General features: G+C 70.9%; 24 protein-coding genes and 2 pseudogenes. 13 read left to right on the plus strand and 13 right to left on the minus strand.

Annotation, left to right across the window (positions count from 1 at the left end):
• The first annotated feature begins 1 nt into the window (after nt 1).
• The 6 genes and pseudogenes from AC1DYK_RS24405 to AC1DYK_RS24430 all read left to right on the plus strand — a co-directional run bounded on the left by AC1DYK_RS24405 (nt 2) and on the right by AC1DYK_RS24430 (nt 7,048).
• Nucleotides 2-2,434 carry a xanthine dehydrogenase family protein molybdopterin-binding subunit gene (locus AC1DYK_RS24405; protein WP_478168631.1) on the plus strand — a complete coding sequence of 811 codons (2,433 nt, stop codon included), beginning with the start codon at nt 2-4 and terminating at the stop codon, nt 2,432-2,434.
• A gap of 22 nt (nt 2,435-2,456) precedes the next feature.
• Nucleotides 2,457-3,248: an FAD binding domain-containing protein gene (locus AC1DYK_RS24410; protein ID WP_478168632.1), complete on the plus strand. Its 792-nt coding sequence runs from the start codon at nt 2,457-2,459 to the stop codon at nt 3,246-3,248.
• A 10-nt stretch (nt 3,249-3,258) separates the two neighbouring features.
• Entirely contained in the window at nt 3,259-4,191 is a 933-nt protein-coding gene (locus AC1DYK_RS24415) for an AAA family ATPase (RefSeq protein WP_478089146.1), read from the plus strand.
• Entirely contained in the window at nt 4,188-5,393 is a 1,206-nt protein-coding gene (locus AC1DYK_RS24420; protein WP_478168633.1) for a vWA domain-containing protein, read from the plus strand. The genes AC1DYK_RS24415 and AC1DYK_RS24420 overlap by 4 nt, the downstream gene beginning before the upstream one ends.
• Before the next feature lie 41 nt (nt 5,394-5,434).
• Nucleotides 5,435-5,803 (plus strand): annotated as a pseudogene (locus tag AC1DYK_RS24425) (CoxG family protein); the annotation flags it as partial.
• 240 nt (nt 5,804-6,043) lie between these two features.
• Nucleotides 6,044-7,048, plus strand: a complete 1,005-nt coding sequence (locus AC1DYK_RS24430) for an XdhC family protein (RefSeq protein ID WP_478089149.1) — start codon at nt 6,044-6,046, stop codon at nt 7,046-7,048.
• A gap of 40 nt (nt 7,049-7,088) precedes the next feature.
• Here the strand turns inward: AC1DYK_RS24430 and AC1DYK_RS24435 are convergent, their stop codons facing one another.
• From AC1DYK_RS24435 to AC1DYK_RS24450, 4 genes are all read right to left on the minus strand, one after another.
• A complete protein-coding gene (locus AC1DYK_RS24435) occupies nt 7,089-7,316 on the minus strand; it encodes a hypothetical protein (protein ID WP_478168634.1) in 228 nt (75 codons plus the stop codon).
• A 69-nt stretch (nt 7,317-7,385) separates the two neighbouring features.
• A complete protein-coding gene (locus AC1DYK_RS24440; RefSeq protein ID WP_478168635.1) occupies nt 7,386-9,029 on the minus strand; it encodes an alkaline phosphatase family protein in 1,644 nt (547 codons plus the stop codon).
• Entirely contained in the window at nt 9,026-9,622 is a 597-nt protein-coding gene (locus AC1DYK_RS24445; protein WP_478168636.1) for a YceI family protein, read from the minus strand. The genes AC1DYK_RS24440 and AC1DYK_RS24445 overlap by 4 nt, the downstream gene beginning before the upstream one ends.
• Entirely contained in the window at nt 9,619-10,401 is a 783-nt protein-coding gene (locus AC1DYK_RS24450) for a CDP-alcohol phosphatidyltransferase family protein (protein ID WP_478168637.1), read from the minus strand. Before AC1DYK_RS24450 ends, AC1DYK_RS24445 begins: the two co-directional genes overlap by 4 nt.
• A gap of 70 nt (nt 10,402-10,471) precedes the next feature.
• Here AC1DYK_RS24450 and AC1DYK_RS24455 point away from each other — a divergent pair, with 70 nt between their 5' ends.
• The 4 genes from AC1DYK_RS24455 to AC1DYK_RS24470 are packed head-to-tail and all read left to right on the plus strand — an operon-like array spanning nt 10,472 to nt 13,831.
• Nucleotides 10,472-11,446, plus strand: a complete 975-nt coding sequence (locus AC1DYK_RS24455) for a zinc-dependent alcohol dehydrogenase (RefSeq protein ID WP_478168638.1) — start codon at nt 10,472-10,474, stop codon at nt 11,444-11,446.
• A gap of 20 nt (nt 11,447-11,466) precedes the next feature.
• Nucleotides 11,467-11,880: a 6-pyruvoyl trahydropterin synthase family protein gene (locus tag AC1DYK_RS24460; protein ID WP_478168639.1), complete on the plus strand. Its 414-nt coding sequence runs from the start codon at nt 11,467-11,469 to the stop codon at nt 11,878-11,880.
• A complete protein-coding gene (locus tag AC1DYK_RS24465; protein ID WP_478168640.1) occupies nt 11,877-12,941 on the plus strand; it encodes a glycosyltransferase family 4 protein in 1,065 nt (354 codons plus the stop codon). Before AC1DYK_RS24460 ends, AC1DYK_RS24465 begins: the two co-directional genes overlap by 4 nt.
• Entirely contained in the window at nt 12,938-13,831 is an 894-nt protein-coding gene (locus AC1DYK_RS24470; protein WP_478168735.1) for a class I SAM-dependent methyltransferase, read from the plus strand. The genes AC1DYK_RS24465 and AC1DYK_RS24470 overlap by 4 nt, the downstream gene beginning before the upstream one ends.
• A gap of 51 nt (nt 13,832-13,882) precedes the next feature.
• Here AC1DYK_RS24470 and AC1DYK_RS24475 read toward each other — a convergent pair.
• The 5 genes and pseudogenes from AC1DYK_RS24475 to AC1DYK_RS24495 form a co-directional block, all read right to left on the minus strand.
• Nucleotides 13,883-14,638: pseudogene (locus AC1DYK_RS24475) on the minus strand (RibD family protein); the annotation flags it as partial.
• A gap of 10 nt (nt 14,639-14,648) precedes the next feature.
• Complete coding sequence (locus AC1DYK_RS24480) at nt 14,649-15,500, minus strand: hypothetical protein (protein WP_478168641.1); 852 nt, start codon at nt 15,498-15,500, stop codon at nt 14,649-14,651.
• Nucleotides 15,497-16,171 (minus strand): glutathione S-transferase family protein, encoded by a 675-nt coding sequence (locus tag AC1DYK_RS24485; protein ID WP_478168642.1) that lies wholly within the window; start codon nt 16,169-16,171, stop codon nt 15,497-15,499. The genes AC1DYK_RS24480 and AC1DYK_RS24485 overlap by 4 nt, the downstream gene beginning before the upstream one ends.
• The gene (locus AC1DYK_RS24490) at nt 16,168-17,796 is read right to left on the minus strand and encodes a (2,3-dihydroxybenzoyl)adenylate synthase (protein ID WP_478168643.1); all 1,629 of its coding nucleotides are present in this window, start codon (nt 17,794-17,796) and stop codon (nt 16,168-16,170) included. Before AC1DYK_RS24490 ends, AC1DYK_RS24485 begins: the two co-directional genes overlap by 4 nt.
• Before the next feature lie 16 nt (nt 17,797-17,812).
• Entirely contained in the window at nt 17,813-18,952 is a 1,140-nt protein-coding gene (locus AC1DYK_RS24495; RefSeq protein WP_478168644.1) for an FAD-dependent monooxygenase, read from the minus strand.
• Between the two features lie 94 nt (nt 18,953-19,046).
• Here AC1DYK_RS24495 and AC1DYK_RS24500 point away from each other — a divergent pair, with 94 nt between their 5' ends.
• Complete coding sequence (locus tag AC1DYK_RS24500) at nt 19,047-20,270, plus strand: NAD(P)/FAD-dependent oxidoreductase (RefSeq protein ID WP_478168645.1); 1,224 nt, start codon at nt 19,047-19,049, stop codon at nt 20,268-20,270.
• A gap of 2 nt (nt 20,271-20,272) precedes the next feature.
• Here the strand turns inward: AC1DYK_RS24500 and AC1DYK_RS24505 are convergent, their stop codons facing one another.
• From AC1DYK_RS24505 to AC1DYK_RS24515, 3 genes are all read right to left on the minus strand, one after another.
• A complete protein-coding gene (locus AC1DYK_RS24505) occupies nt 20,273-20,488 on the minus strand; it encodes a hypothetical protein (protein WP_478168646.1) in 216 nt (71 codons plus the stop codon).
• A 102-nt stretch (nt 20,489-20,590) separates the two neighbouring features.
• On the minus strand, nt 20,591-21,388 hold the full coding sequence (locus tag AC1DYK_RS24510; protein ID WP_478168647.1) for an SDR family NAD(P)-dependent oxidoreductase: 798 nt from the start codon (nt 21,386-21,388) through the stop codon (nt 20,591-20,593).
• Between the two features lie 78 nt (nt 21,389-21,466).
• A complete protein-coding gene (locus AC1DYK_RS24515; protein WP_478168648.1) occupies nt 21,467-21,790 on the minus strand; it encodes a hypothetical protein in 324 nt (107 codons plus the stop codon).
• Between the two features lie 184 nt (nt 21,791-21,974).
• Between AC1DYK_RS24515 and AC1DYK_RS24520 the strand changes: the two genes are divergently transcribed.
• On the plus strand, nt 21,975-22,166 hold the full coding sequence (locus tag AC1DYK_RS24520) for a hypothetical protein (RefSeq protein ID WP_478168649.1): 192 nt from the start codon (nt 21,975-21,977) through the stop codon (nt 22,164-22,166).
• On the opposite strand, the gene AC1DYK_RS24525 is transcribed toward AC1DYK_RS24520, so the two are convergent.
• On the minus strand, nt 22,144-22,665 hold the full coding sequence (locus tag AC1DYK_RS24525) for a hypothetical protein (RefSeq protein WP_478168650.1): 522 nt from the start codon (nt 22,663-22,665) through the stop codon (nt 22,144-22,146). The two genes, AC1DYK_RS24520 and AC1DYK_RS24525, sit on opposite strands and share 23 nt — an antisense overlap.
• Before the next feature lie 190 nt (nt 22,666-22,855).
• Between AC1DYK_RS24525 and AC1DYK_RS24530 the strand changes: the two genes are divergently transcribed.
• Nucleotides 22,856-23,677 (plus strand): alpha/beta fold hydrolase, encoded by an 822-nt coding sequence (locus AC1DYK_RS24530; RefSeq protein ID WP_478168651.1) that lies wholly within the window; start codon nt 22,856-22,858, stop codon nt 23,675-23,677.
• Nucleotides 23,678-23,779 lie beyond the last annotated feature (102 nt).

Raw genomic sequence — 23,779 nt, forward strand, 5'->3', positions numbered from 1 at the left:
CATGGGCGCACCCGATTTCGCAGGACTGCCGCACATCGGCGAGTCACTCAAGCGCAAGGAAGACTACCGCTTCCTGACCGGCGCCGGCCAGTACACCGACGACATCGACCTGGCCAACCAGACCCATGCCGTGTTCGTGCGCTCGCCGCACGCGCACGCCACCCTGAAGTCCGTCGACACCGCGGCCGCGCTGAAGATGCCCGGCGTGGTCGGCATCTTCACCGGCAAGGACATCGAAGGAAAGATGGGCGGCCTGCCCTGCGGCTGGCTCATCAACAACCCCGACGGCACGCCGATGAAGGAGCCGATGCACCCGATCCTCGCGATCAACAAGGTGCGCTATGTCGGCGACCACGTCGCGATGGTGGTGGCCGAGACCGTCGAGCAGGCCAAGAACGCGGCCGAGGCGGTGGTGGTCGACTACGACGTCCATCAGGCCCTGGTCAGCGTGGCCGATGCCGCGAAGAAGCAGAGCGGCGTGACGATCCACGACGAGGCCCCCGACAACCAGTGCTACAAGTGGGCGATCGGCGACAAGGCGGGGGTCGATGCCGCCTTCGCCAATGCGGCGCATGTCACCAAGCTCGATCTCGTCAACAACCGGCTGATCCCGAACGCGATGGAGCCGCGCGTCGCGATCGGCAGCTACAGCCGCGCGAACGAGGAATACGTCCTCTACGTGTCGAACCAGAACCCGCACGTCGAGCGGCTGCTGATGACCGCCTTCGTGCTCGGCCTGCCCGAGCACAAGGTCCGCGTGATCGCGCCCGACGTCGGCGGCGGCTTCGGCTCGAAGATCTATCTCTACGCCGAAGACGTGTGCCTGACCTGGGCCTCGAAGCAGCTCAACCGCAGCATCAAGTGGACCGGCGAGCGCTCCGAGTGCTTCCTGTCCGACGCGCACGGCCGCGACCATGTGAGCCATGCCGAGATGGCGATGGATGCGCAGGGCAAGTTCCTGGCGCTGCGGGTGCACACCAATGCCAACCTGGGCGCCTACCTGTCGACCTTCTCGACCGCGGTGCCGACCATCCTCTACGCGACCCTGCTGGCGGGCCAGTACGCGACGCCGCAGATCTACGTCGAGGTCGATGCCTGGTTCACCAACACCGCGCCGGTCGATGCCTACCGCGGTGCCGGCCGGCCCGAGGCCACCTACCTGCTCGAGCGCCTGGTGTCGCGTTGCGCCTGGGAGATGAACCTGGGCCAGGACGAGATCCGCAAGCGCAACTTCATCACCACCTTCCCCTACCAGACCCCGGTGGCGTTGCAGTACGACACCGGCGACTTCCACGCCTGCATGACCAAGTCGCAGGCGCTGGCCGACGTGGCCGGGTTCGCTGCGCGCCGGTCGGCCAGCGAGGCGCAAGGCAAGCTGCGCGGCATGGGCTACTCGAGCTACATCGAGGCCTGCGGCATCGCGCCGTCGAACATCGCGGGGGCGCTCGGCGCGCGTGCCGGCCTGTTCGAATGCGGCGAGATCCGCGTCCATCCCACCGGCAGCGTGACCGTCTTCACCGGTTCGCACAGCCACGGCCAGGGCCACGAGACCACCTTCGCGCAGGTGGTGGCGGCGCGCCTGGGCATCGCGGTGGAAGCGGTCGACGTGGTGCACGGCGACACCGGCCGCGTGCCTTTCGGCATGGGCACCTACGGCTCGCGCTCGATTTCGGTCGGCGGTGCGGCGATCATGAAGGCGCTCGACAAGATCGAGGCCAAGGCCAAGAAGATCGCGGCCCACCTGATGGAGGCGAGCGACGCCGACATCGAATTCGCCAACGGCGAGTTCACGGTCAAGGGCACCGACAAGAAGATCCCGTTCGGCCAGGTGGCGCTGACGGCTTACGTGCCGCACAACTACCCGCTCGACAAGCTCGAACCGGGCCTCAACGAGACCGCCTTCTACGACCCGACCAACTTCACCTTCCCGGGCGGCACCTACATCTGCGAAGTCGAGATCGACAAGCAGACCGGCGAAGTGCGGGTCGATCGCTTCACCGCGGTCGACGACTTCGGCACCATCATCAATCCGATGATCGTCGAGGGCCAGGTGCATGGGGGCCTGGTGCAGGGCATCGGCCAGGCGCTGATGGAGAACTGCGTCTACGACGAGAGCGGCCAGCTGCTCACCGGCAGCTTCATGGACTACGCGATGCCGCGCGCCGCCGACTTCCCGCAGTTCAAGCTCGACACGGTCTGCACGCCGTGCACCCACAACCCGCTGGGCACCAAGGGTTGCGGCGAGGCCGGGGCCATCGGCTCGCCGCCGGCCGTGATCAACGCAGTGCTCGACGCGCTGGCACCGCTGGGCGTCAAGGACTTCGACATGCCGGCATCGCCGCACCGCGTCTGGGAGGCGATGCAGAAGGCCCGCCCCGCCGCGGTCCCGCAGCCCTCGCTGGCCGCCAGCACCCAAGGCCGGCCCGCTCCCTGAACATCCGGAAGGAAATCACACCATGTACGCCTTCACCCTCGAACGTCCCACCAGCCTGGCCGATGCGGTCAAGCTCGCCGAAGCCGGCGCCAAGCCGCTGGCCGGCGGCCAGACCTTGCTGGCTTCGATGAAACTGCGGCTTTCCGCGCCCGAGCAGCTGGCCGACCTCAGCGCCGTCAAGGAGCTCACCGGCATCAGCAAGGCCGGCGATGCCTTCCTGATCGGCGCCATGTCGCGCCACCTCGATGTCGCCAACCACGCCGAGATCAAGGCCACCTATCCGGCGCTCGCCGACCTGGCGTCGGGCATCGGCGACCGGCAGGTGCGCGCCATGGGAACGCTGGGCGGCTCGGTCGCCAACAACGATCCGGCGGCCTGCTATCCCAGCGCGGTGCTGGCCTCCGGCGCCACGGTCATCACCAGCAAGCGCGAGATCGCGGCCGACGATTTCTTCCAGGGCCTCTTCACCACCGCGCTCGAGGACGGCGAGCTGATCAAGGCGATCCGCTTCCCGATCCCGCAGCGGGCCGCCTATGTGAAGCTGCGCCAGAAGGCGTCGAACTTCCCGCTGGTCGGTGTGTTCCTTGCGCAGTACCCGAGCGGCGTGCGCGTGGCGGTCACAGGCGCGGGCAACGGCGTGTTCCGCCACAAGGGCCTCGAGGACGCGCTGAACAAGGCCTTCACGCCCGAGTCGGCGGCCGGCGTCAAGATCGACGCCGCCAATCTCAACAGCGACCTGCATGCCTCGGCCGACTATCGGGCCAACCTGATCTCGGTGCTGACGCAGCGCGCCGTGACGAAGGCGCTCGGATAAGCTCATCGAGATGATCGACACCACGCCTGCCACGACCTCATCACCGTTCCCTTCCATCGATGCGGTCGTGCAGGCGCTGCAAGGCGTCGGCTACTACGCCGATCGGCGGCTCGCGACCGCGGTGTTCCTGGCGCTCAAGCTGCAGCGGCCGCTGCTGCTCGAAGGCGAGCCCGGGGTCGGCAAGACCGAGCTGGCCAAGGCCCTGTCGGCCGCGCTCGGGCGCGAGTTGCTGCGCCTGCAGTGCTACGACGGCCTGGAGCAGCGCGAAGCCCTCTACGAGTGGAACTACGCGGCGCAGCTGCTGCACATGCGCGCCGCCGAAGCGCATGGCGCATCGAGCGACATCGAGTCCGAGGTCTACCAGCCGCGCTACCTGATCCGCCGGCCGCTGCTGCAGGCGCTGCAGGCGCCGGCCCCCGGTGCGGTGCTGCTGATCGACGAGGTCGATCGCGCCGACGAACCCTTCGAGGCCTTCCTGCTCGAGTACCTCGGCGAGTACCAGGTCAGCATCCCCGAGCTGGGGACGGTGCGGGCGCTGGTCTCGCCGGTCACGCTGCTGACGAGCAACCGCACGCGCGAGCTCAACGATGCGGTCAAGCGGCGCTGCCTCTATCACTGGCTCGACTATCCGGAGAGGGAGCGCGAGCTCGCCATCGTGCGCGCCCAGGTGCCGCAGGCCGCGGCGGTGCTTTCGGAGCAGGTCGCCACCTTCGTCGGCCGGCTGCGCACCGCGCCCTTCGTGAGCGCTTTCCAGCGTGCGCCGGGCATCGCCGAAAGCGTCGAATGGGCCAAGGCCCTGATCGCGCTCGACACGGTCGAGCTCGACCCCGAAGTGGTGGTCGACACCGCCGGCATCCTGTTCAAGCAGCGCGACGACGTCGCCGCGCTGACGCGCGAGCTGGCCTCCGAGCTGCTCAAGCCCGAGGAGGAGGCCGCGTCTTGACCGAGCGCGTGCAGCAGCTCGGCGATGCGCGCCGCGGCAAGCTGGCGGGCAATCTGGCGGGCTTCGGCCGCGCGCTGCGGCGTGCCGGCGTGCGCACCGACGCGATGCGCATCGGGCTGGCGGCCGAGGCCGCGATGCTGGTCGGCGTCGACAGCCGCAGCGACTTCGCCGCCGCGATGGAGGCCGTGATGATCAGCCGCGAGGAAGACCGGGGGGTGTTCCGCGAGCTCTTCGACGCCTGGTTCCGCGATCCCGAACTGGCCAACAAGCTGCTGGCGCAGATGCTGCCCAGCGCCGAGGGCAAGGCCGAGCCCTCGAAACGCCGGCCGCGGGTGCGCGAGGCGCTGGCGGCGCCGCGCGACGCGGTCAAGCCGGCCCAGACCGAGCGCGAGATCGACTTCGATGCCGCGATGACGGCCAGCGACCGGCAGCGGGTCCACCATGCCGATTTCAACGCGCTGGGCGCCGCCGAGTACCGGCTGGTCGAACGGCTCGCGCGCGACATCTCGCTGCCGGTGCCGACGCTGCCGTCGCGGCGGCTGCGGCCCGCCGGCGACGGCGGCGTGCATTCGCGCATGCACTGGCCCGGCGTGCTGCACGAGGCCGCGCGCACCGGCGGCGAGATGCTGCGGCTGCCGCGGCTGTCGCGCCGCCGGCAGCCGCTGCCGCTGCTGGTGCTGGTCGATGTCTCGGGCTCGATGGAGCGCTATGCCCGGCTGCTGCTGGCCTTTCTGCACGCGGCGACGCGGCGTTCGGGCCGCCGCGACGTGTTCGCCTTCGGCACCCAGCTGACCGACCTGACGCCGGCCTTCCGCATCGCCGACACCGACGCGATGCTGGCCGCGGCCAGCGCGGCCATCGACGATTTCGCCGGCGGCACCCGGTTCGGCGAATCGCTGGCCGAGCTGCGGCATGGCCATGCGCGCCGCCTGACCGGGCGCCGCACGCTGGTGCTGGTGATCAGCGACGGACTGGACACCGGCGAGCCCGAGGCGCTCGAGCGCGAGCTGCTGTGGCTCAAGCGCCATTCGCGCCGGCTGCTGTGGCTCAATCCGCTGCTGCGCTACGAGGGCTATGCGCCCCTGGCGCGCGGCGCGGCCGTGCTGCACCGCCATGCAGACGCGATGCTGGCGGTTCACAATCTCAGTGCCCTCGAACAACTGGCTGCCAGCCTGGCGGCCCTGATGCGCGCCGGCCGCTAGGGCCGCACCCTCCCAACGACCACAAGGAATCCACCATGGAAATGCTCGGCAACCGCCGCCTCGGCGTCACGCGGCAACAGGCCTGGGACGCGCTCAACGATCCCGAGACGCTCAAGAAATGCATCCCGGGCTGCGACCGGTTCGAACTCACCGGCGACAACGAGTACACGGTCGGGCTGGCGCTCAAGATCGGCCCGGTGTCGGCCAAGTTCGCCGGCAAGGTGACGCTGGCGGACATCCAGGCGCCGGACAGCTACAAGCTGTCCTTCGAAGGGCAGGGCGGCGTGGCCGGCTTCGCCAAGGGCGCATCGAGCGTGTCGCTGAAGCCGGTGGCCGATGGCGGCGAGGGCTGCGAGCTCGACTACACCGTGCAGGCTCAGGTCGGCGGCAAGATCGCGCAGATGGGCCAGCGCCTGATCGATGGCGCCGCCAAGTCGACCGCGGACGACTTCTTCAAGCGCTTCGACGCCGAGATGCAGAGCCGCTACGGCCCGCCGCCCGAGGAGGCGGCGGACGAAGCGGCGGGCCCCGGCCGAAAAGACCGGGGCCATGGCGGGCTTCATGCAAAAGCTCGGCATCGGCAAGAAGGCCGCGCCCGAGCCGGACAAGGACGCCGGCTGAGCAGCGAGCGGCAAACGGGAGCAAGCGATATGGAAAATCTCGACGTCATGGTGCTGCGCACCCTGCGCGACTGGCGGCTGGCCGGCCGTCGCGCGCTGCTCTCGACCGTGGTGCGCACCTGGGGTTCGTCACCGCGCCCGATCGGCTCGATCATGGCGCTGGCCGAGGACGGCGCGGTGGTCGGTTCGGTCTCGGGCGGCTGCATCGAGGACGACCTGATCGCGCGCTACAGCCGCGCCCATGGCGACGGCGTGATGCCCACGGGGGCTCCGGCGCTGGTCAAGTACGGCATCACGGCCGACGAGGCGCACCGCTTCGGGCTGCCCTGCGGCGGCACGCTCGAACTGCTGCTCGAGTACGACCCCGACGCCGCGTCGCTGCAGGCGCTGGTGGCGGCGCTCGAGCAGGGGCGCCTGATGCAGCGCACGGTCAGGCTGGCCGACGGCGCGGCCACGCTGGCCGAGGCCAGCTCGCCGGCCGAGCTGTCGGTCGACGACACCGAGCTGGTCAACACCTTCGGCCCCGAGTACCGCATGCTGCTGATCGGCGCCGGCCAGCTGGCCGAGTACCTGGCGACGATGGCCAAGTTCAGCGGCTTCGCGGTCACGCTGTGCGATCCGCGGGTCGAGTACCACACGGCCTGGACGCTGCCGGGCGTGGCCATCACCACCGAGATGCCCGACGACGCGGTGGTCGCCTTCAAGCCCGATCGCCGGACCTGCGTGGTGGCGCTCACGCACGACCCCAAGCTCGACGACCTGGCGCTGCTCGAGGCGCTGCAGAGCGAGGCCTTCTATGTCGGCGCGATCGGCTCGCGGCGCAATGCCGAGGCGCGGCGCGAACGCATGATCGAGCACTTCGAGCAGACCGAGCAATCGCTGGCCCGGCTGCGCGGCCCGATCGGCATCTACATCGGCAGCAAGACGCCGCCCGAGATCGCGGTCAGCGTGATGGCGGAGATCCTGGCCGTGAAGAACGCGGTGGCCCTGCCGCGCGAGGCCGCGGTCGCCGTGGCCAAGGCCGCGGCCGCCTGAGCGCGTCAACCCAGGTGCGGGCGCCAGCCCGAGGGGCGGCTCAGCGCTTGCGCGGACCGAGGAGTTCGGCGAGAAAGGTCGTGTTGCGACCCATGGCCCGCTGCATCTTCCGCGATTCGCGGGCCTCGGTCCGGGCCATCGAGAACACGAAGGCACCGGCGATGAGCGCGAAGCACAGGACTGCCGCGACCAGAAGGCCGAGCGGTCCGGCCAGATACCCCGCGAGGGCGATGACTGCGATGTTGAGCAGGAGGATGAGCGCGCGCATGGAGCAAAAGGCTATCAGAGAAGGGGCGCGCCGTCGTGTGAATTAGTGCCGGATCCGGCCCTCGGTCCGCTATTCCGCGGCGCTGGGGGCGCCGCCCCCCGGACCCTCGAAGGCGGCGAGCAGCAAGGGCGTGAGGCCGTGCATGCCCATCGCCCCGGCCGGCATGGGCAGCAGGCCCGGCGTGAAGCCGGCGGCCTCCAGCCGCTTCAGCAACGAGGCGTCGTTGCTGATGACGTGGACCGGCACATCCCAGGAGGCGTTGCGGCCGCTCACGCTCGCCATGGGCTGGTGGTCGCCGATCACGATGGTGAGCATGTTCGGCGGCGCGCGGCCGCCGACGTAGTCGCCCAGCCAGCGGAAGGTATAGGCCAGCGATTCGAGGTAGGCGGGCACCGGTTCCAGCCAGGAGATCGGTGCGGCCAGGGCGTGGGCGACTTCGGCCGGCGTGTAGGCGTCGGCGCGCAGCAGCCGGGGCCAGTCGTCCACGAAGGGCGCGAGCGGCCGGAACGGTGCGTGGCTGGCCAGCGTCGGGAAGACGACCAGCCGTGGCGCGCGGCGTTCGGGCGGCAGCGCCAGCTCCTGCGTGTGCAGGAGTGCCATCGACGCCTGGTCCGGCACCTGCCAGTGGCCGAGGGCCGGTCCGCGGTAGCCGATGCTGCGGGCATCGGCGTAGCGGTCGAAACCATAGAAGCTGCCTTCGGGCCAGGGCCGCTGCAGCCCGGGCATCCAGCTCACCGTGCGGTAGCCATGTCGCTTGAACTGACGCACCAGCGTCGGTCGGTCGGTGGCCAGCAGCAGTTCGTAGTCGCCCGGTTCGCCGGTGTCGATGCCGCTCAGCAGCGCCGAATGGGCGAGCCACGAGGCGCCGCCGAAGGTCGGAGAACGCACCCGCGCCGACACCACCTGGCGCCCGCCGGCCTGCAGTGCGCGCGCCAGCTGCGCGCGGTGCGGCGCCAGCCATGCCGCCTGCCGCGGATCGTCGAGCGTGCTGGCGCCATAGGATTCGGCGAAGATCAGCAGCACGTCGGCGCCGCCCAGGCCCGCGAGCGCGGTGTCGAAGGCCGGGCTGGTGGGCAGCCGCGCGCCCGCGGGCCCGGGCGACCACAGGCCTGCGAGCAGTTCCGCCTGGCGCGCGAGGATCGGCGCCACCGGCATCGAGAAGAACCAGCGTGTGTCGCGGCCGCCGACGCCCTGCAGCGCGAACGCGGCGAGCAGGGCGGCACCGGCCAGGCCGATCGCGGGCTGCGGCCGTCGCCAGGCCAGTTCGCGCGCAAGCATCGACCAGCAGCGGTGCGCGATCGCGTACACCGCGCCCAGGGCGCTCGCCACCGCGGCGGCGCCCAGCGCGATCTGCCACCCGGCCGCGTTGCCCATCCGCAGCACCTCGAACACGTGCTGCCCGTCCCAGTACAGGTTGATCTGGCGGCCGAAGACCGCCGACGCCGTGACCTCGGCATAGCGCGTCGCGACCCAGAACACGGTGAGGATCGAGAGCGCGCGCAGCAACCCGACGCCGGCGTAGCCGCGCAGCCGGATCCACAGTGCCAGCGCGCCCACGGCCATGCAGAGCTCGAACGACAGGCGCAGCCCCGGCAGCGCCCACCAGGTCGGCCAGACGTTCTCCAGCGTCAGCAGCGCGTTGAGCAGCGCGAAGGGCAGGCCGAAGCGCAGCAGCCAGCCTCCCCACCCGGGCCACGGCGCCGCGGCCCTCACTTGCGCTGCGCCTCGAACTCGATGATCAGCGGCACCTCGTCGCCGACCCACGCGTTGCTGACGCCGTAGCTCATGCCGTGGCTGCTGCGCTTGAAGCTGCCGCGCGCCGACACGCCCATGGTGTAGACCTTGTCGATCGGCGAGGGTCCGCTCTTGTTCCAGGTGGCCGTGAGCGTCAGCGGCTGCGGCCGGCCCAGCAGCTCGAGCTGGCCGGGGATCTCGAATGTGCGTTCGCCGGTGCGGCGGGCGCCGTCGGCCGTGAACACCATGCGCGGGAACTGCGCCGTGTTGAGGAAGTCCGCGCTCTTCAGGTGCTGGTCGCGCTTGGCGTAGTTGCTGAACACGCTCTGGGTGTCGACCTCGATGCGCAGCTTGCCCAGCGTGCCGGTGGCCTCGTCGAAGTCGTAGCTGCCGCGTGCGGCGCGGAACATCCCGAGCACTTTCGCATAGCCCAGGTGGTCGACCATGAAGGCGACCGTGATGTGGTTCGGGTCGAGCTCGTAGTGCGCCGTCTCGGCCCGGGCCGGCACGGCCGATGCGCCCAGGCAGAGCAGGGCGAAGACGCTTGCGGCGGGCAAGCGCGAGCTGGTCATGGCGCAGGCTCCGGGCTCGAAGGGCGGGCGCCCGGGCGACGGCGCCGGCGGGCCAGCCAGGCCAGGTCGGCCGCGAAGGAAGCGCTCAGCGCCGCCAGGCTGGCGGCGGCGATGGCGCGGCTCCAGGGCGGCGCGATGATGGGTCCGAGGCAGACGATCAGGCTGGTGATCTGCACCACGCACACCGCCTTGCGCCGCTGGCTCGGCGGCAGCGGGCGTGCCAGCCAGGGCAGCGCCCGGCCGGCCAGCACGAAGGCGTAGCGCATCAGCCCCGCGGCCAGGATCCAGCCGCCGGCCTTGTCGAAGTGAATCACCAGCAGGGACAGGACCAGCACCAGCAGCGCGTCGGTCTCCATGTCGAAGCGGGCCCCGAACTCGCTTGCCAGCCCCTGGGCGCGCGCCAGCGGACCGTCGAGCGCATCCCACAGCGCCGCGGTGGTGGCGACGGCGATCGCGCCCCAGGCCAGGCCGGTGGCGTCGGTGAGCGGCTCGCCGACGCCGGCGGCGAGCAGCGCGACCAGCGCCAGCCGTGCCAGCGTCACGCGGTTGGCGGCGCCGAAGCGTGGATGCGGCGCATGGGCCGGCAGGGCGCGCAGGACCAGGGCGAAGCCCAGGCCGAACACGGCCAGCGCGCGGACGCCGAACCAGGGGCCGAGCCCCGCCGCGAGCTTCACGCCGGCGGCCAGCAGCAGGAGCAGTGCCAGGCAGGACAGCGCCTCGCGCCAGGCATCGCGGCGCAGCACATTCTGCGAGGGCATCGCCTTAAGATCGCATTCCATGGTTTGACACTGGGATCGCTCGCGACCTGCGGGCGCTGAAAACAGCATGCCAGCATATTCGCCTCCTGTCTTGTCCGCCGAGTCCCGCGCCTGCTGGATCGAGGCGCCGGGACGGGCGTCGATCCGCACCGAGCCGGCGCCTGCGCCCGGCGCCGGCGAGGTGCGGGTCCGGGCGCTGCACAGCGGCATCAGCCGTGGCACCGAGCTGCTGGTGTTTCGCGGCGAGGTGCCGGCCAGCGAGTTCCACCGGATGCGGGCGCCTTTCCAGGACGGTGACTTCCCGGCCCCGGTCAAGTACGGCTATGCGAGCGTCGGCATCGTCGAGCAGGGCCCCGAGGCGATGCGCGGCCGCGCCGTCTTCTGCCTTCATCCGCACCAGACCCGCTACGTGGTGCCGGCCGAAGCGGTGCATCCGCTGCCCGAAGGCCTGCCGCCGGCGCGCGCCGTGCTGGCCGCCAACATGGAAACTGCGGTCAATGCCCTCTGGGATGCGGCGCCGCGGCTGGGCGACCGCATCGCGGTGGTCGGCGGCGGCGTCGTCGGCCTGCTGGTCGCGTGGCTGGCCGGCCGCCTGCCCGGCTGCGAGGTCGAGCTGGTCGATGTCCGGGCCTCCCGGCGCGCGGTGGCCGAGCGCCTCGGCGTGGCCTTCGCAATGCCGCAGGACGCACGGCCCGGCGCCGATCTGGTGCTGCATGCCAGCGGCCAGCCGCAGGGCCTGGTCACGGCGCTGCGGCTGGCGGCCTTCGAGGCCACGGTGGTCGACCTCAGCTGGTATGGGCAGCGCGAGGTGCCGCTGCCGCTGGGTGAAGCCTTCCATTCGCAGCGCCTCGTGCTCAAGAGCTCGCAGGTCGGCCATATCGCGGCGGCCCAGCGGGCCCGCTGGTCGCACCGGCGCCGCCTGGCGCTGGCCCTGTCGCTGCTGCGCGATCCGGCGCTCGACCTGCTGATCACCGACAGCGCGCCCTTCGACCAGTTGCCCGAGGTGCTGGCCCGCCTCGCCGCCGGTGCGCCGGACACGCTGTGCCAGCGCATCGACTACCCCTGAACCGCAGAGGAACCCCCCGCATGTACAGCGTCAATGTCCGCGACCATTTCATGATCGCCCACAGCTTTCGCGGCGAGGCCTTCGGGCCCGCCCAGCGCCTGCATGGTGCCACCTACGTGGTCGATCTCGAACTGCGCCGCGCCGAACTCGATGCCGACGGCATGGTGGTCGACATCGCGCGGGCGACCGAGGTGCTGCGCAGCGTGCTGGGCGCGCTCAACCTGCGCAACCTCGACGACGATCCGGCCTTCGCGGGCCGGAACACGACCACCGAGTTCCTGGCGCGCGTGATCTTCGATCGCATCGCCGCAGGCATCGCGGCCGGCGATCTCGGGCCCCATGCGAGCGGGCTCTCGGGCCTGCGCGTGCGGCTCAACGAATCGCACGTGGCCTGGGCCGCCTACGAGGGCGCGCTGCCGGCGCGCGCGGGTTGACCGCGCGCTGCAGCTTCCTGGTGCCGGGCGATCTCGGCACCCGCACCGGCGGCTATGCCTACGACCGCCGCATCATCGACGGCCTGCGCGCGGCGCACTGGCAGGTCGAGGTGCAGTCGCTGGGTCCCGGCTATCCGGCCCCCGGTGCGGCGGCAGAAGCCATGGCGCGTCGCGTGGTCGAGGGCCTCGCCGACGACACGCTGGTGGTGGTCGACGGCCTGGCGTTCGGCGTCCTGGCCGAGCTGGCGGCCGCGCACGCGCAGCGGCTGCGGTGGGTGGCGCTGGTGCATCACCCGCTGTCGCTGGAGACCGGGCTCGCCCCCGAGCGGCAGCGCAAACTGTTCGACAGCGAACGGCGCGCGCTGGCTTCTGCGCGCGGCGTGATCGTCACCAGTCGCGCCACCGCGCGGGCGCTGGCGGCCTTCGACGTCGACGCCGCGCGCATCGCGGTGGTCGAACCCGGCACCGATCCCGCCGCGCTGGCGCAGGGCTCGGGCCCGGCCGGGCTGGTGCTGCTGTGCGTCGCCACCGTGACCCCGCGCAAGGGCCACGCGCTGCTGGTCGAGGCGCTGGCCGGGCTGCGAGACCGCCCATGGACGCTGCATTGCGCCGGCAGCCTCACGATGGACCCGGCATGCGCGGCGGCACTGGCCGGGGCCGTCGACGCGCTGGGGTTGAAGGGGCGCGTGCTGCTCCATGGCGAGCGCGACGAGGCCGGATTGCGAGCGCTCTACGCGACCGCCGATGTCTTCGTGCTGCCCTCCTTCCACGAAGGCTACGGCATGGCGCTGGCCGAGGCGCTGGCCCACGGGCTGCCGGTGATCAGCACCCAGGCGGGCGCCATTCCGGACACGGTGCCGGCGGCTGCGGGCCTGCTGGTTCCGCCGGGCGAGGTCGACGCGCTGCGTGCCGCCTTGCAGCGCGTGCTGGACGACGCCGGCCTGCGGGCGAGGCTCTCCGAAGGTGCGCGCGAGGCCCGGCGCCACCTGCCGACCTGGGCCGACAGTGCGGCGCGATTCGCCGCCGCGCTCACGCCCGCCGAGCGCGCGGCATCCGCATGACCGGCTTCAGCGCCGACTGGCTCGCGCTGCGCGAGCCCTTCGATCGATCGGCGCGCGGCGCGTCCGCCGCCGCCTTCGATCTGCCGGCGCTGGCCCGGCGCCGGCGCCGGCGCCGCAGCGACCCGGTCCTCGGGGTGCTCGACCTGGCCTGCGGCACCGGCGCCAACCTGCGCGAGCTGGCGCCCCGGCTGGGCGGTTCGCAGCGCTGGCTGCTGGTCGATCACGACCCGCTGCTGCTGGCCACGCTCCCCCGCGCACTCGCGGCCTGGGCCGAGACCGAGGGGTTCCTGTTCGGCCACCAGGCCGGGGGTTTCGGCATCGAGGGGCCGGGCTGGCGCGCCGATGTCGAGCCGTTGCGGATCGACCTTGCGCAGGACCTGGCGGCGTTGCCGCTGGCCCAGGTCGGGCTCGTCACGGCGTCGGCGCTGCTGGACCTGGTGTCGGCGGCCTGGCTCGACGACTTGCTGGCCCGCGCCTGCCACGCCGGGCAGGCGCTGCTGTTCGCACTGACGGTCGATGGGCGCCTGGACTGGACGCCGCGCGTGGCGGGCGACGATCGACTGGCGCGGCTCTTCGCGGCGCACCAGCGGCGCGACAAGGGCTTCGGCGCGGCGCTCGGCGGCGCCGCGGTGGACCTGGCGGCCGATCGGCTGGGTGCGCTGGGCTGCGAATTGAAGCTGGCGACCAGCGACTGGGTCATCGACGGCGGCGAGGGTGCGCAGGCGCAAGCCATGCTCGCCGCGATGGTGGCGGGCATCGCGGCCGCGGTCCGCGAGCAGGAGCCAGCTGCTGCCGCACTGGCCACCGATTGGGAGGCACGGCGCCTGCGTCTGCTCGCACGCACCCGCCTTCGCGTCGGGCACCGCGAACTGCTCGCGATGCCGCCCTAGGAGTCGGGGGGGCGGGGCGCTGCGCGGCAGTTGCAGGCCGGGCCGGCCGGCGCCGATGATCACCGGCGCGATGGACAGGTGCAGGCGGTCCAGGCAGCCCTGTGCGATGAAGCGCGACACGGTGACACCGCCGCCCTCGACGAACAGCACGCCGAGGCCGCGCCGCTGCAAGGCCGCCTGCAGCGCACGCAGGTCGGCGCTGCCATCGGGCCGTGTCAGGCCGGGCACGCCAAGCACCTGGTCGGCGCCCACGCGTTGCGCCGCTTCGGCCGCGCGGAGGGCATCGCAGGCGAGCAGGGTGGGGGCCTGGCGGTCGCAGAAGGCGCGCAAGGTCGCCGGCAGCCGCAGCGCCGGGTCGAGCAGGACGCGCACCGGATGCGGGCCGGGCACGCGGCGCGTGGTCAGTTGCGGGTTGTCGATGGCCGCGGTTGCGGCGCCCACGATGACCGCGTCGCACAAGGCGCGCAGGCGGTGCAGGTGCACCAGCAGCTCGGGTCCGTTGACGTAGTTCGAGTCGCCGCCGTGCGTGGCGATACAGCCGTCGAGGCTCTGGCCGAGCTGGCCGATGGCCCACGGCGCCCCGGCGTGCGGGCGATCGAGCAGGGGCTTGAGCAGGTCGAACAGTTCGAGGGCGTCGTCGTCCCACAGGCCCTGCAGGGCAAAGCCCCGCGTCGCGCTCCAGGCGACCGGCGGCCGGGCGTCCGGCGGCCGTGCCGCGCGGCCGCTGCGCCGTTGCGCCGCGATCTCCAGGCACAAGGGCCACAGGGCATCGATGCCGGGAAGGGTGGAAGAAGTTGTCCTCATCATGGAGACAGGCCTACCAGCGAGGCGTGTAGTAAGGGTCGTCCTGCCCGTCCCGCGGGGCCTGGACGTCGCGGTGGAGCGCCAGCGCGACGGCGGCCGCGACCCAGAGCGCCGCCACCGCGGCGACGATCAGCACGTCGACCGCGCGGTGCCGAAGTCCGGGTCGCGCCCATCGCACCATCGGCCCGGACAGCAGGGCGCCGGCCAGCAGCAGCAGCACCTCGGGCCGCACCGGCGTCAGCAGGGCCACGCCCTGCGCCAGCGTGAGCCAGGCGATCACCGACACCACCGCCCCGCAGACGCCGAAGCCGATGCGGGTCGCGAGCCAGAGCCACGGCGCGCAGCCGGCGATGGCGGCCGCGATCGACAGCCCAAGCTCGAACAGCAGCGCGGACCCGGAGATGAAAGCCACCGCGGCCAGCCCCAGGCTGGCCACCACGAGACTGACGGGCGCGGCGGCGTGCTCGGGCGGCGAACTCAGCACGGCGCCGATCACCGCCGCGCCGACGGCCCAGGTGGCGGCTTGCAGCGCCAATGGCTGGTCGCTGAGCCCGGCCAGCACCAGTGCCCACAGGACGCAGCTCGCGAGCCAGGTGGTCCGCATCACGGCCCGCATCCCCTCCAGGCCCACGCCGAGCAGGGCGGCCGCCGCGTAGATCCAGGGCAGCTCCTCCGTCAGGGTGCCGGGCGACAACTGCCATCCGAGGACCCAGGCCGAGCCGACGATGATCGCCGGCGCCACGCCGGCGGCGGCCCAGCGTCGGCCGTGCACCGCGCCCAGGCCGGCGTGCAGCAGGCCGGTCACCGCGAAAGAAAGCACGAGCGGCAGCGCCAGGCTCTCGAACAGCGGGTGATGGAAGTTCATGCCGGGCGGGTTGAGGGCGACGGCGAGACGCCCTGCGTCAGGGCCGCGTCATGCTGCGCCGCGAGCGCGCGGCGGAAGCCTTCACGTTGCTGCAGCCGTTCCCAGTAGGCCGCCACCGCATTCGGAAAGCGCGGCACCAGCTCGAGCTCGTTGGCCAGCATCAGCGCGTACCCGACCGAGATGTCGGCGACCGTGAAGCGGTCGGCGGCGAGGAACTCATGCTGGGCCAGCACCGCGTCGATGCCGCGCAGGCGGGCGATGAACCACTTGGCGTAGTCGTCGGCCGCCTGCGGCAGCTTGCGCGCGTCGGGCTCGAAGTGGCCGTAGCGCAGCACGATGGTCTGCGGAAAGGTCAGCGTCGCCTCGCCGTGATGCAGCCAGTTGAGCCAGGCGCCGAAGCCGGGCTCGCTCGGAAGCACCGCCAGCCCGCGCCGATTGTCCGGGTCGCAGCGCTGGGCCAGGTACTGGCACATCGCGGACGACTCGGTCATGCGGGTGTCGCCGTCGAGCAGCAGCGGCACCGTGCCCAGCGGATTGAGATCGAGGTAGCTGCGCTGGAGCGCCCGCGGCGGGAACGGCAGCATCCGCAGCTGGTACGGCGCGCCGAGCTCTTCGAGCGTCCAGAGCGGTCGGAACGATCGTGCGCTGACACAGTGATAGAGCTCGATCATCCCAATACCTTTTCTCGCAGTTCGCGCTTGAGGATCTTGCCCACCGGGCTGACCGGGAACTCCGCCATGATCTCCAGCCGCTCGGGCAGCTTGAAGGAGGCGATCTTCTGCCGGCGCAGGTAGGCGATCAGTTCGTCGAAGCCGAGCGTCGTGCCCGGCTGCAGGATGACGCAGGCGCAGGCCCGTTCGCCGAACACCGGATCGGGCAGGCCGATCAGCGCGACGCCCTTGACCTGCGGCAGGCCGAAGATCAGGTTCTCGATCTCGTCGCAGCTGATCTTCTCGCCGCCGCGGTTGATCAGGTCCTTGCGCCGGCCCTCGGTGAACACGTGGCGGCCGCGCTTGCGCACGATGTCGCCCATGCGGTAGAAGCCGTCGGCCGTGAAGGCCTCGGCGTTCTTCTCGGGCGCGTTGTAGTAGCCGCGGATGGTGTAGGGGCCGCGCGTCACCAGCTCGCCGGCCTCGCCGTCGGGCAGCTCGCGGTCGTCGTCGTCGAGCACCTTGATCTCGTCGTGCTCGCTGACCGGTGCGCCGGAGCTCTCGAGCAGCAGCGCCTGCGGATCGTCGAGCCGGGTCATGTTGATCAGGCCTTCGGCGGTGCCGTAGATCTCCTGCGGGGTGCAGCCGAACTGCGCGGCCACGCGCATGCGCAGCTCGGGCGCGAGCCGCGCGCCGCCGTTCTGGATCACCTTGAGCGACGACAGGTCGAAGCGCTTGGGCACTTCGCTGTCGAGCCAGCCGGCGATCAGCGGCACCACGCCGGCGATCACCGAAACCCGCTCGCGCTCGACGCCGGCGAACAGCGTTTCGGTGTCGGTGCCGGTGGCGATCACCACCGTGCCGCCGGCGAAGAAAGTGCCGAGCAGCCCCGGCGAGGCCAGGTTGTAGTTGTGGCCCAGCGGCAGGATGGCCATGAAGACGGTGTCGCGGTCGAAGCCCGCGGCCTGCGCGCAGAGGCGGGCGTTGAGCACGTAGTCGTTGTGGGTGCGCGGGATCAGCTTCGACACCGAGGTGGTGCCGCCGGACAGCAGCATGGTCGAGACCTCGTCGGGCGAAGGCCGCACGGCCGCGAGCCGGGCGATCGATGCGTGGTCGGTGACCGCGTCGCCCGCGATCAAGGGGTCCAGCGCGCGCTGTCCCGGTGCGGGTTCGCCGGCGACGATCAGGTGGCGCAGCGACGAGAACTCGGCGGCCAGCTCGGCCGCCATCGGGCGGTAGTCGAAGCTCCCGATCAGGTCGGGCAGCAGGTAGGCGCTCGCGCCCGAGGCCCGGATGAAGTGACGGACCTCGGCATGCCGATGCGCACGCAGCGCCATCACCGGAATCGCGCCCATCCAGTTGAGTGCGAGGTAGGCGATCACGAACTCCGGCACATTCGGCAACTGCACCACGACGCGCTCGCGCGGCTTCAGTCCGAGATCGAGCAGGGCCACCGCGAGGCGCCGCGAATCACGGACCAGCTCCTCATAGCTGATGCGCCGGTCGCCGAAGACCAGCGCCACCTTGTCGGGCGCCGCGCGCATGCTGCGTTCGACCATTTCGGCGACCGTGAGGTCTTCCCACAGGCCGAGCCTGCGGTATTCGCGGGCGGCCTCGGCGGGCCAGGGGATGCAGCCTTCGAGCATGGTGGGTTCCTCCGGTTCAGAAGCCGCGTTCCGGATGCAGCTTTTCGTAGGCTGCCGCGAGTTCGGGGTCGCGCTGCCGCACGTCCGCATGATCGACCCGGCCGCTGCGCGTGACGTAGTCGTAGGCGAAGGAGATCGGGTCGAGCGACAGCTTGGGGCCGAGGTTCTCATACCACTCGGTGCTCTTGATGGCCGCCTTCTGCAACGCGTCGGAGCCGGGTTGGCGGATTCGAACGAACTCATCGAGCATCGTCGGCACGTCCGGCCCGCAGGTCTTGCAGGCATCGAAGAGTGCGATCGAATCCTGCATCGCGAGCCGGGTGCCCGAGCCGACCGAGGGGTGCCCGGTGCGCAGCGCATCGCCGATCAGCACGACGTTCTTCCAGTGCCAGCGGCGGTTCTTGACGATCGTGTAGCGGAACCAGTTGGACTTGTTGGACAGCAGCTTGTGGCCCCGCAGGTCGTCGGCGAACACCTTCTCGCACCACGCGAGGCTGTGCGTCTCGTCCATGCGGTCCAGCCCCGCCTTGCGGAAGGTCTGCGGATCGACCTCGACCAGGAAAGTGCTGTGCGTGCGGCTGTAGCGGTAGGTGTGGGCGATCGCCAGCCCGTCGGGGTTCTGCCGGAAGATCAGCGACAGCGGGTCGAAGAGCCGGGTGGTGCCGTACCAGGCGAGCAGGTTCGGCCGTTCGTCCAGGGTCGGGCCGAAGTGCTCGGCCAAGCGCGTGCGGATCGCGCTGTTGGCGCCATCCGCCGCCACGATCAGGTCGGCATCGGCGAAGGCCGCGAGGTCGTCGACGCGCCGCTCGAACTCGATCTCGACGCCGACCTGGCGGCAATGGACATGCAGCGCGCGGAGCAGGTCGATGCGTGCCATGCGATGGAAGGTGTTGTGCGCCAGCCTGACCTGCACGCCCCGATGCACCACCGCCATCTCGTCGAAAACCTCCTGGTTTTCGGTCATCGACTCGTAGAGCTCGGGCGCGAGTTCGCGCACGAAGGCCAGCGCCACGTCGGAGAACACCACGCCCCAGCCGTAGGTGGCGCTCTCGGCGTCGCGCTCGCAGACCCGGACGTCGTGCGACGGGTCGTCGCGCTTCATGAGGTAGGCGTAGAACAGCCCCGCGGGGCCGCCGCCGATGATGCGTATCTTCATCTTGTCTCCGTGGGTTGGAGTCCCGCCTCGCATCCTAAGGCTACAGTTGCCGGCACGACCGTGCCATTGTGCGGATCGACCTCAGGAAGCGTCCATGCATTCGAACATCGTCATCATCGGCGGCGGCCACGCCGCTGCCCAGCTGTGCGCCGGCCTCGCCGAAGCGGGACAGGGCGCGCGCGTCCACCTGGTCTGCGAGGAGGCGGCCATTCCGTACCACCGGCCGCCGCTGTCCAAGTCCTTCCTGAAGAGTCCCGACGAGCAGCCGCAACTCCATCGGGCCGAAGCCTGGTATGCCGAGGCCGGCATCACGATGCACCTGGGCGACGCCGCGCTGGCGATCGACCGCGCCGCGCGCACGGTCACGCTGCGTTCGGGCGCGGTGCTCGGCTGGGAGCGGCTGGTGCTGGCGACCGGCACCCGCGCGCGCCGGCTGTCGGCGCTGGCCGGGCTGTCCAACGTGGCCCTGCTGCGCGCGGCCGATGAGGCTGCCCAACTGCGTACGCAGCTTGCGGCGGCGCAGCACGTGACGGTGCTCGGCGGCGGCTTCATCGGGCTCGAGGTGGCCGCCACCGCGCTGGCGCTCGGCAAGCGGGTGCTGGTGCTGGAGAGCGCGCCGCGACTGCTGAGCCGCGCGGTGTCGCCGGAGCTGTCGGCGCATGTGCTGGCGACCCATCGTGCCGCGGGCATGGACGTGCGCGTCGGCGTGCAGAGCGGGGTGATGCAGGTCGACGGGCCGCGCCTGGCGGCGATCGAGGTCGACGGCGAGCCGCAGGCCATCGACCTGCTGCTGCTCGGCATCGGCGCCGTGCCGGAAACCGCGCTGGCCGAGGCTGCCGGCCTGGAGTGCGCCGACGGCATCGTGGTCGACGCCTACATGCAGACCAGCGATGGCGCCGTGCTCGCGGTCGGCGACTGCACGCGCTTTCCGGACCGGCGCGCCGGGCAGGCGCTCAGGCTGGAGTCGGTGCAGAACGCCAACGACCAGGCCCGCACCGCGGTGGCGACCCTGACCGGTGCGCCGAGGCCGCACGATGCAGTGCCATGGTTCTGGTCGGATCAGGGCGGGATGCGGCTGCAGATGGCGGGCCTGGTGCCCGCTCCCGGCACGGCGGGACATCGCACGGTTCGGCGCCCCGGCGCCAATCCGGCATCGTTTTCGCTGCTGCACTACGTGGACGGCGCGCTGCGCTGCGTCGAATCAGTCAACGCGCCGGTAGACCACATGATGAGCCGCAAGCTGTTGGAAGCGGGTCGCAGCCCCGACCCGGCGGTCGCGGCCGACCCGGCCGTGCCGCTCAAGACGCACCTGGCCTAGGGTCAGGAAACGTCGGCCGGCCGCGGCGCCAGGTTCTTGCGAATCTCGGCGTCCATCATGCGAGTGCCGGCCGCCAGCGCGGCCTCGTAGGTGTCGGCGCTGTACTCGGCGGCGCGCACCACCTTGCAGGGGATGCCACCGGCGTCGCACTCAAGCAGCGTCCAGAGAAAAGACCCGGGCGCCGGCTCGTCGATGACGAGTTTGATCGGATTTTTCATGCCTCGATGGTGAGCGTTCGGGCGCGGTTTTTCTGTAGGACGAGGCCTACGTTACCGAAGGAATCAGCCGAGGCAGAGCACCTTCAGAGCCATCCAGTCTGGTCAGTCCACGAGGAAGCCGCAGCTCAGGTTGACGACCGTGCCGGTGATGGCGCCGGCGTGTTTGGAGGCCAGGAAGACCGCGGTGTTTGCAAGCTGGTCGAGTGTCGGCAGGCGCTTCAGCAAGGTGCCGCCGGCGGCAGCTGCGAGCATTTCCTCGACCGTCAGTCCGGCGCGTTCGGCCATGGGGCGAAACACATCCCGCGTGTGAGAGCCCATGGCAACGGCCTCGGGAATCGCATGTGGCCGGATGCACACCACGCGGATGCCCTGGGCGCCGAGCTCACCCGCGAGATGACGGGACATGGCCTCGACCGCGGCGCTGGCGACGCAGTTGCCCAGGTAACCCGGGCCGGGCAGCCGCGCCCCCGGCGTGGACAGCGTGAGGATCACGCCCGAGCCCTTCGCGGCCATGTGCCGGGCGACGGCCTTCGCGGTGATGAAGTGGGTCCGCACGTAGGCGGCGACCGGGTATTCGAAGTCGGCGAGGGAAAGCTCGGCCAGGGGCGTGCCCTGGACGTGTGGGACGCCGACCGCATTCAGCGCGATGCCGATGCCGCCGGCCCGTTGCGCCACGTCATCGGCATGGCGTTCGACGGCTGCCGCATCGAGCGCGTCGAGCCGGGCGGTTTCGGCATGGCCGCCGGACGCGCGGATGTCGGCGGCCACGGCATCGAGTCGTGCTTGCGTGCGCCCGGCCAGGAACACCCGGGCACCTTCACGCGCGAAGGCGCGTGCGACGGCACCGCCGATCGCGCCGCCCGCGCCGTAGATCACTGTGCTCCGGTTTTCGAGCAGCATGCGCATCTCCTTGTTTGTGTACGGTATCCACAAACTTAGCAGAGATTCTGGACGGTGTCCACATGGGCTGCCGGGCGCTCAATAGCGGTAGGGATTGTCGGGGCGGCGGTCATAGCGGTTCGGCACGCCGTCGCCATCGCGATCCCGGTCATAGCGGTTCGGCACGCCGTCGTGGTCGCGGTCTCCCCAGCCGCGACGATGTTCGTGCCGTTCACCGCCCTGGGCGTACCAGCCGTAGGAGGGCTGCGCGGGACGCGGCACCACGACATAGCCGCGCGGCGGGGGCGGCGGCGCCGGAATCACCATGGCGCGGTCGTCGTACCGCTGGGCCTGGGCCGGAGCGGCGAGCAGGGTCAGGGACAGCAGGGCGGCGATACCGGCGGCGACCTTGATCTTGTTCATGGGGCTCTCTCTCGTGGCGTGAAGGAGCCTTCATGCTGCATGCCGCGTGTGAAGCGCGCGTAATGCCGGCGCGAGATCTTGTGTAGTGTTGCTTCGCTTTTGTTGCGCCACGCGTCGCCGGTCCTGCGGATTCCTCCACACGGAGCTTGTAGTGAATCATGTAATGTTAGGTAAAATGTATTACATGAACACCGACAAAGATAACTTCCATGACTGGGCGCGCGACAAGCCCGATTCGACCTCGTTTTCCGGCCTGCACCGCTCGGATCTGCACGATCCGTCGGCCCACCCGCGCGTGCGTTGGGGCCGTCTGGGGTTCCTGATCGTGCTGGCGGTCGCGCTGGTCGCCGGGTTCAAGTACGTTGCAGGGCTCTAGGGTCCGAGGCGCTGGCGCGGCGGGCGCGCAGGCGGAGCACCTGCAGCGTCGCTCCGGCCAGGAAGACGACGAACAGGGCGCCGATCGTGCCTTTCAGTGCATCGGAGTTGTCGCGATCGGTCACCCAGGGCGCGTCCAGGGGCAGGCGAGTCGCGGTCTCGGTGACGCCCGGAATCATGTGAAAGAAGAAGGTCAGCGAGTAGGCGACCACTGCCACGTAGGCCGATAGCCGGCCGAAGCCCGATCGGCCCGCGAGCATCGCCACCCCCAGCACCACCAGCGTCACGACGCCCAGCACATGGGGCTTGCCGAAACCGCCGTGCTGGAAGATGCCGAAGCCGGTCAGGCAGGTGAGCACGGTGGCGATCACATAGGCACGCCCTGCGCGGGTGGCGGGCGAGATTTCCCGGTACTGGAAGAGGGCGACGAGTCCGGCGGCCACCGCCACGAGACTGATGGCCGTGTGGACGATACCCAGGGGGGTCAGACCATAGAACATGAGGGAACTCCTTGGATGTAGGCCGCGGGGCGGGCCGTCGGGAGTGTGCAATAACGGGGCCAGGGCTGCAGGGTTCATTCAAGGCGCGCCCCTTGCTTTCCTTGCGCGGGTGGATGGACTACGCTTCGCAGCGAATCTCGCTGCGACAACCGCCGCCGAACCGCGGCCTCTCACCTCAGGAGCGAAGCGCATGAGCATGATCACCACCCGGGACGGCACGCAGATCTACTACAAGGACTGGGGCAAGGGACGCCCGGTGGTCTTCTCGCACGGCTGGCCGCTGACCGCGGACGCCTGGGATGCCCAGATGGTGTTCCTCGGCGAACGCGGCTTCCGGGTGATCGCGCACGACCGGCGCGGCCATGGCCGCTCCAGCCAGCCGTGGGACGGCAACCACATGGACACCTACGCCGACGACCTGGCCGAGTTGATGAACACGCTGGACATCCAGGACGCCGTGATGGTGGGCCATTCCACGGGCGGCGGCGAGGTCACGCGCTACATCGGCCGCCATGGCACCGCACGGGTCGGCAAGGCGGTGCTGCTGGGCGCCGTGCCTCCGCTCATGCTGAAGACCGAAGCCAACCCCGGCGGCCTGCCGATCGAGGTCTTCGACGGCATCCGCGCCGGCGTCACGGCCGACCGCTCGCAGTTCTTCAAGGACCTCACGACGCCCTTCTACGGCTACAACCGGCCGGGCGCCAAGGTGTCCGAGGGCGTGCGCGACGCGTTCTGGCTGCAAGGCATGCTGGGCGGCCACAAGGGCCTGCTGGACTGCATCAAGCAGTTCTCGGAGACCGACTTCACCGAGGACCTGAAGAAGTTCGACGTGCCGACCTGGATCGCGCATGGCGACGACGACCAGATCGTGCCGATCGGCGCCGCCGGCCTGCTGTCGGCGAAGCTGGTGAAAGGCGCGACCCTGAAGATCTATCCGGGCGGCTCGCACGGCCTGGCGACCACGCAGGCCGACGAATTCAACGCCGACCTGCTGGCCTTCATCAAGGGCTGAGTCCGCGAGTTATGCCCGGGTCGCCGGGCTGCCCGTTTTGCAGGCAATGCAGTGGGAACCCGCATGGGGCCTGGGCCGGTGCAACGGCCTCCACGCACTTCG

The organism is Variovorax sp. P2_H12, from assembly GCF_056403395.1.

Bases quoted from the DNA above. Each gene is read 5' to 3' on its own strand.
- AC1DYK_RS24445 (WP_478168636.1), bottom strand. From the start codon at position 9,622: ATGACCAGCTCGCGCTTGCCCGCCGCAAGCGTCTTCGCCCTGCTCTGC.
- AC1DYK_RS24470 (WP_478168735.1), top strand. From the start codon at position 12,938: ATGACCGGCTTCAGCGCCGACTGGCTCGCGCTGCGCGAGCCCTTCGAT.
- AC1DYK_RS24405 (WP_478168631.1), top strand. From the start codon at position 2: ATGGGCGCACCCGATTTCGCAGGACTGCCGCACATCGGCGAGTCACTC.
- AC1DYK_RS24520 (WP_478168649.1), top strand. From the start codon at position 21,975: ATGAACACCGACAAAGATAACTTCCATGACTGGGCGCGCGACAAGCCC.
- AC1DYK_RS24460 (WP_478168639.1), top strand. From the start codon at position 11,467: ATGTACAGCGTCAATGTCCGCGACCATTTCATGATCGCCCACAGCTTT.
- AC1DYK_RS24480 (WP_478168641.1), bottom strand. From the start codon at position 15,500: ATGAACTTCCATCACCCGCTGTTCGAGAGCCTGGCGCTGCCGCTCGTG.
- AC1DYK_RS24435 (WP_478168634.1), bottom strand. From the start codon at position 7,316: ATGCGCGCGCTCATCCTCCTGCTCAACATCGCAGTCATCGCCCTCGCG.
- AC1DYK_RS24485 (WP_478168642.1), bottom strand. From the start codon at position 16,171: ATGATCGAGCTCTATCACTGTGTCAGCGCACGATCGTTCCGACCGCTC.
- AC1DYK_RS24510 (WP_478168647.1), bottom strand. From the start codon at position 21,388: ATGCTGCTCGAAAACCGGAGCACAGTGATCTACGGCGCGGGCGGCGCG.
- AC1DYK_RS24505 (WP_478168646.1), bottom strand. From the start codon at position 20,488: ATGAAAAATCCGATCAAACTCGTCATCGACGAGCCGGCGCCCGGGTCT.
- AC1DYK_RS24495 (WP_478168644.1), bottom strand. From the start codon at position 18,952: ATGAAGATACGCATCATCGGCGGCGGCCCCGCGGGGCTGTTCTACGCC.
- AC1DYK_RS24525 (WP_478168650.1), bottom strand. From the start codon at position 22,665: ATGTTCTATGGTCTGACCCCCCTGGGTATCGTCCACACGGCCATCAGT.
- AC1DYK_RS24490 (WP_478168643.1), bottom strand. From the start codon at position 17,796: ATGCTCGAAGGCTGCATCCCCTGGCCCGCCGAGGCCGCCCGCGAATAC.
- AC1DYK_RS24415 (WP_478089146.1), top strand. From the start codon at position 3,259: ATGATCGACACCACGCCTGCCACGACCTCATCACCGTTCCCTTCCATC.
- AC1DYK_RS24450 (WP_478168637.1), bottom strand. From the start codon at position 10,401: ATGGAATGCGATCTTAAGGCGATGCCCTCGCAGAATGTGCTGCGCCGC.
- AC1DYK_RS24410 (WP_478168632.1), top strand. From the start codon at position 2,457: ATGTACGCCTTCACCCTCGAACGTCCCACCAGCCTGGCCGATGCGGTC.
- AC1DYK_RS24500 (WP_478168645.1), top strand. From the start codon at position 19,047: ATGCATTCGAACATCGTCATCATCGGCGGCGGCCACGCCGCTGCCCAG.
- AC1DYK_RS24530 (WP_478168651.1), top strand. From the start codon at position 22,856: ATGAGCATGATCACCACCCGGGACGGCACGCAGATCTACTACAAGGAC.
- AC1DYK_RS24430 (WP_478089149.1), top strand. From the start codon at position 6,044: ATGGAAAATCTCGACGTCATGGTGCTGCGCACCCTGCGCGACTGGCGG.
- AC1DYK_RS24515 (WP_478168648.1), bottom strand. From the start codon at position 21,790: ATGAACAAGATCAAGGTCGCCGCCGGTATCGCCGCCCTGCTGTCCCTG.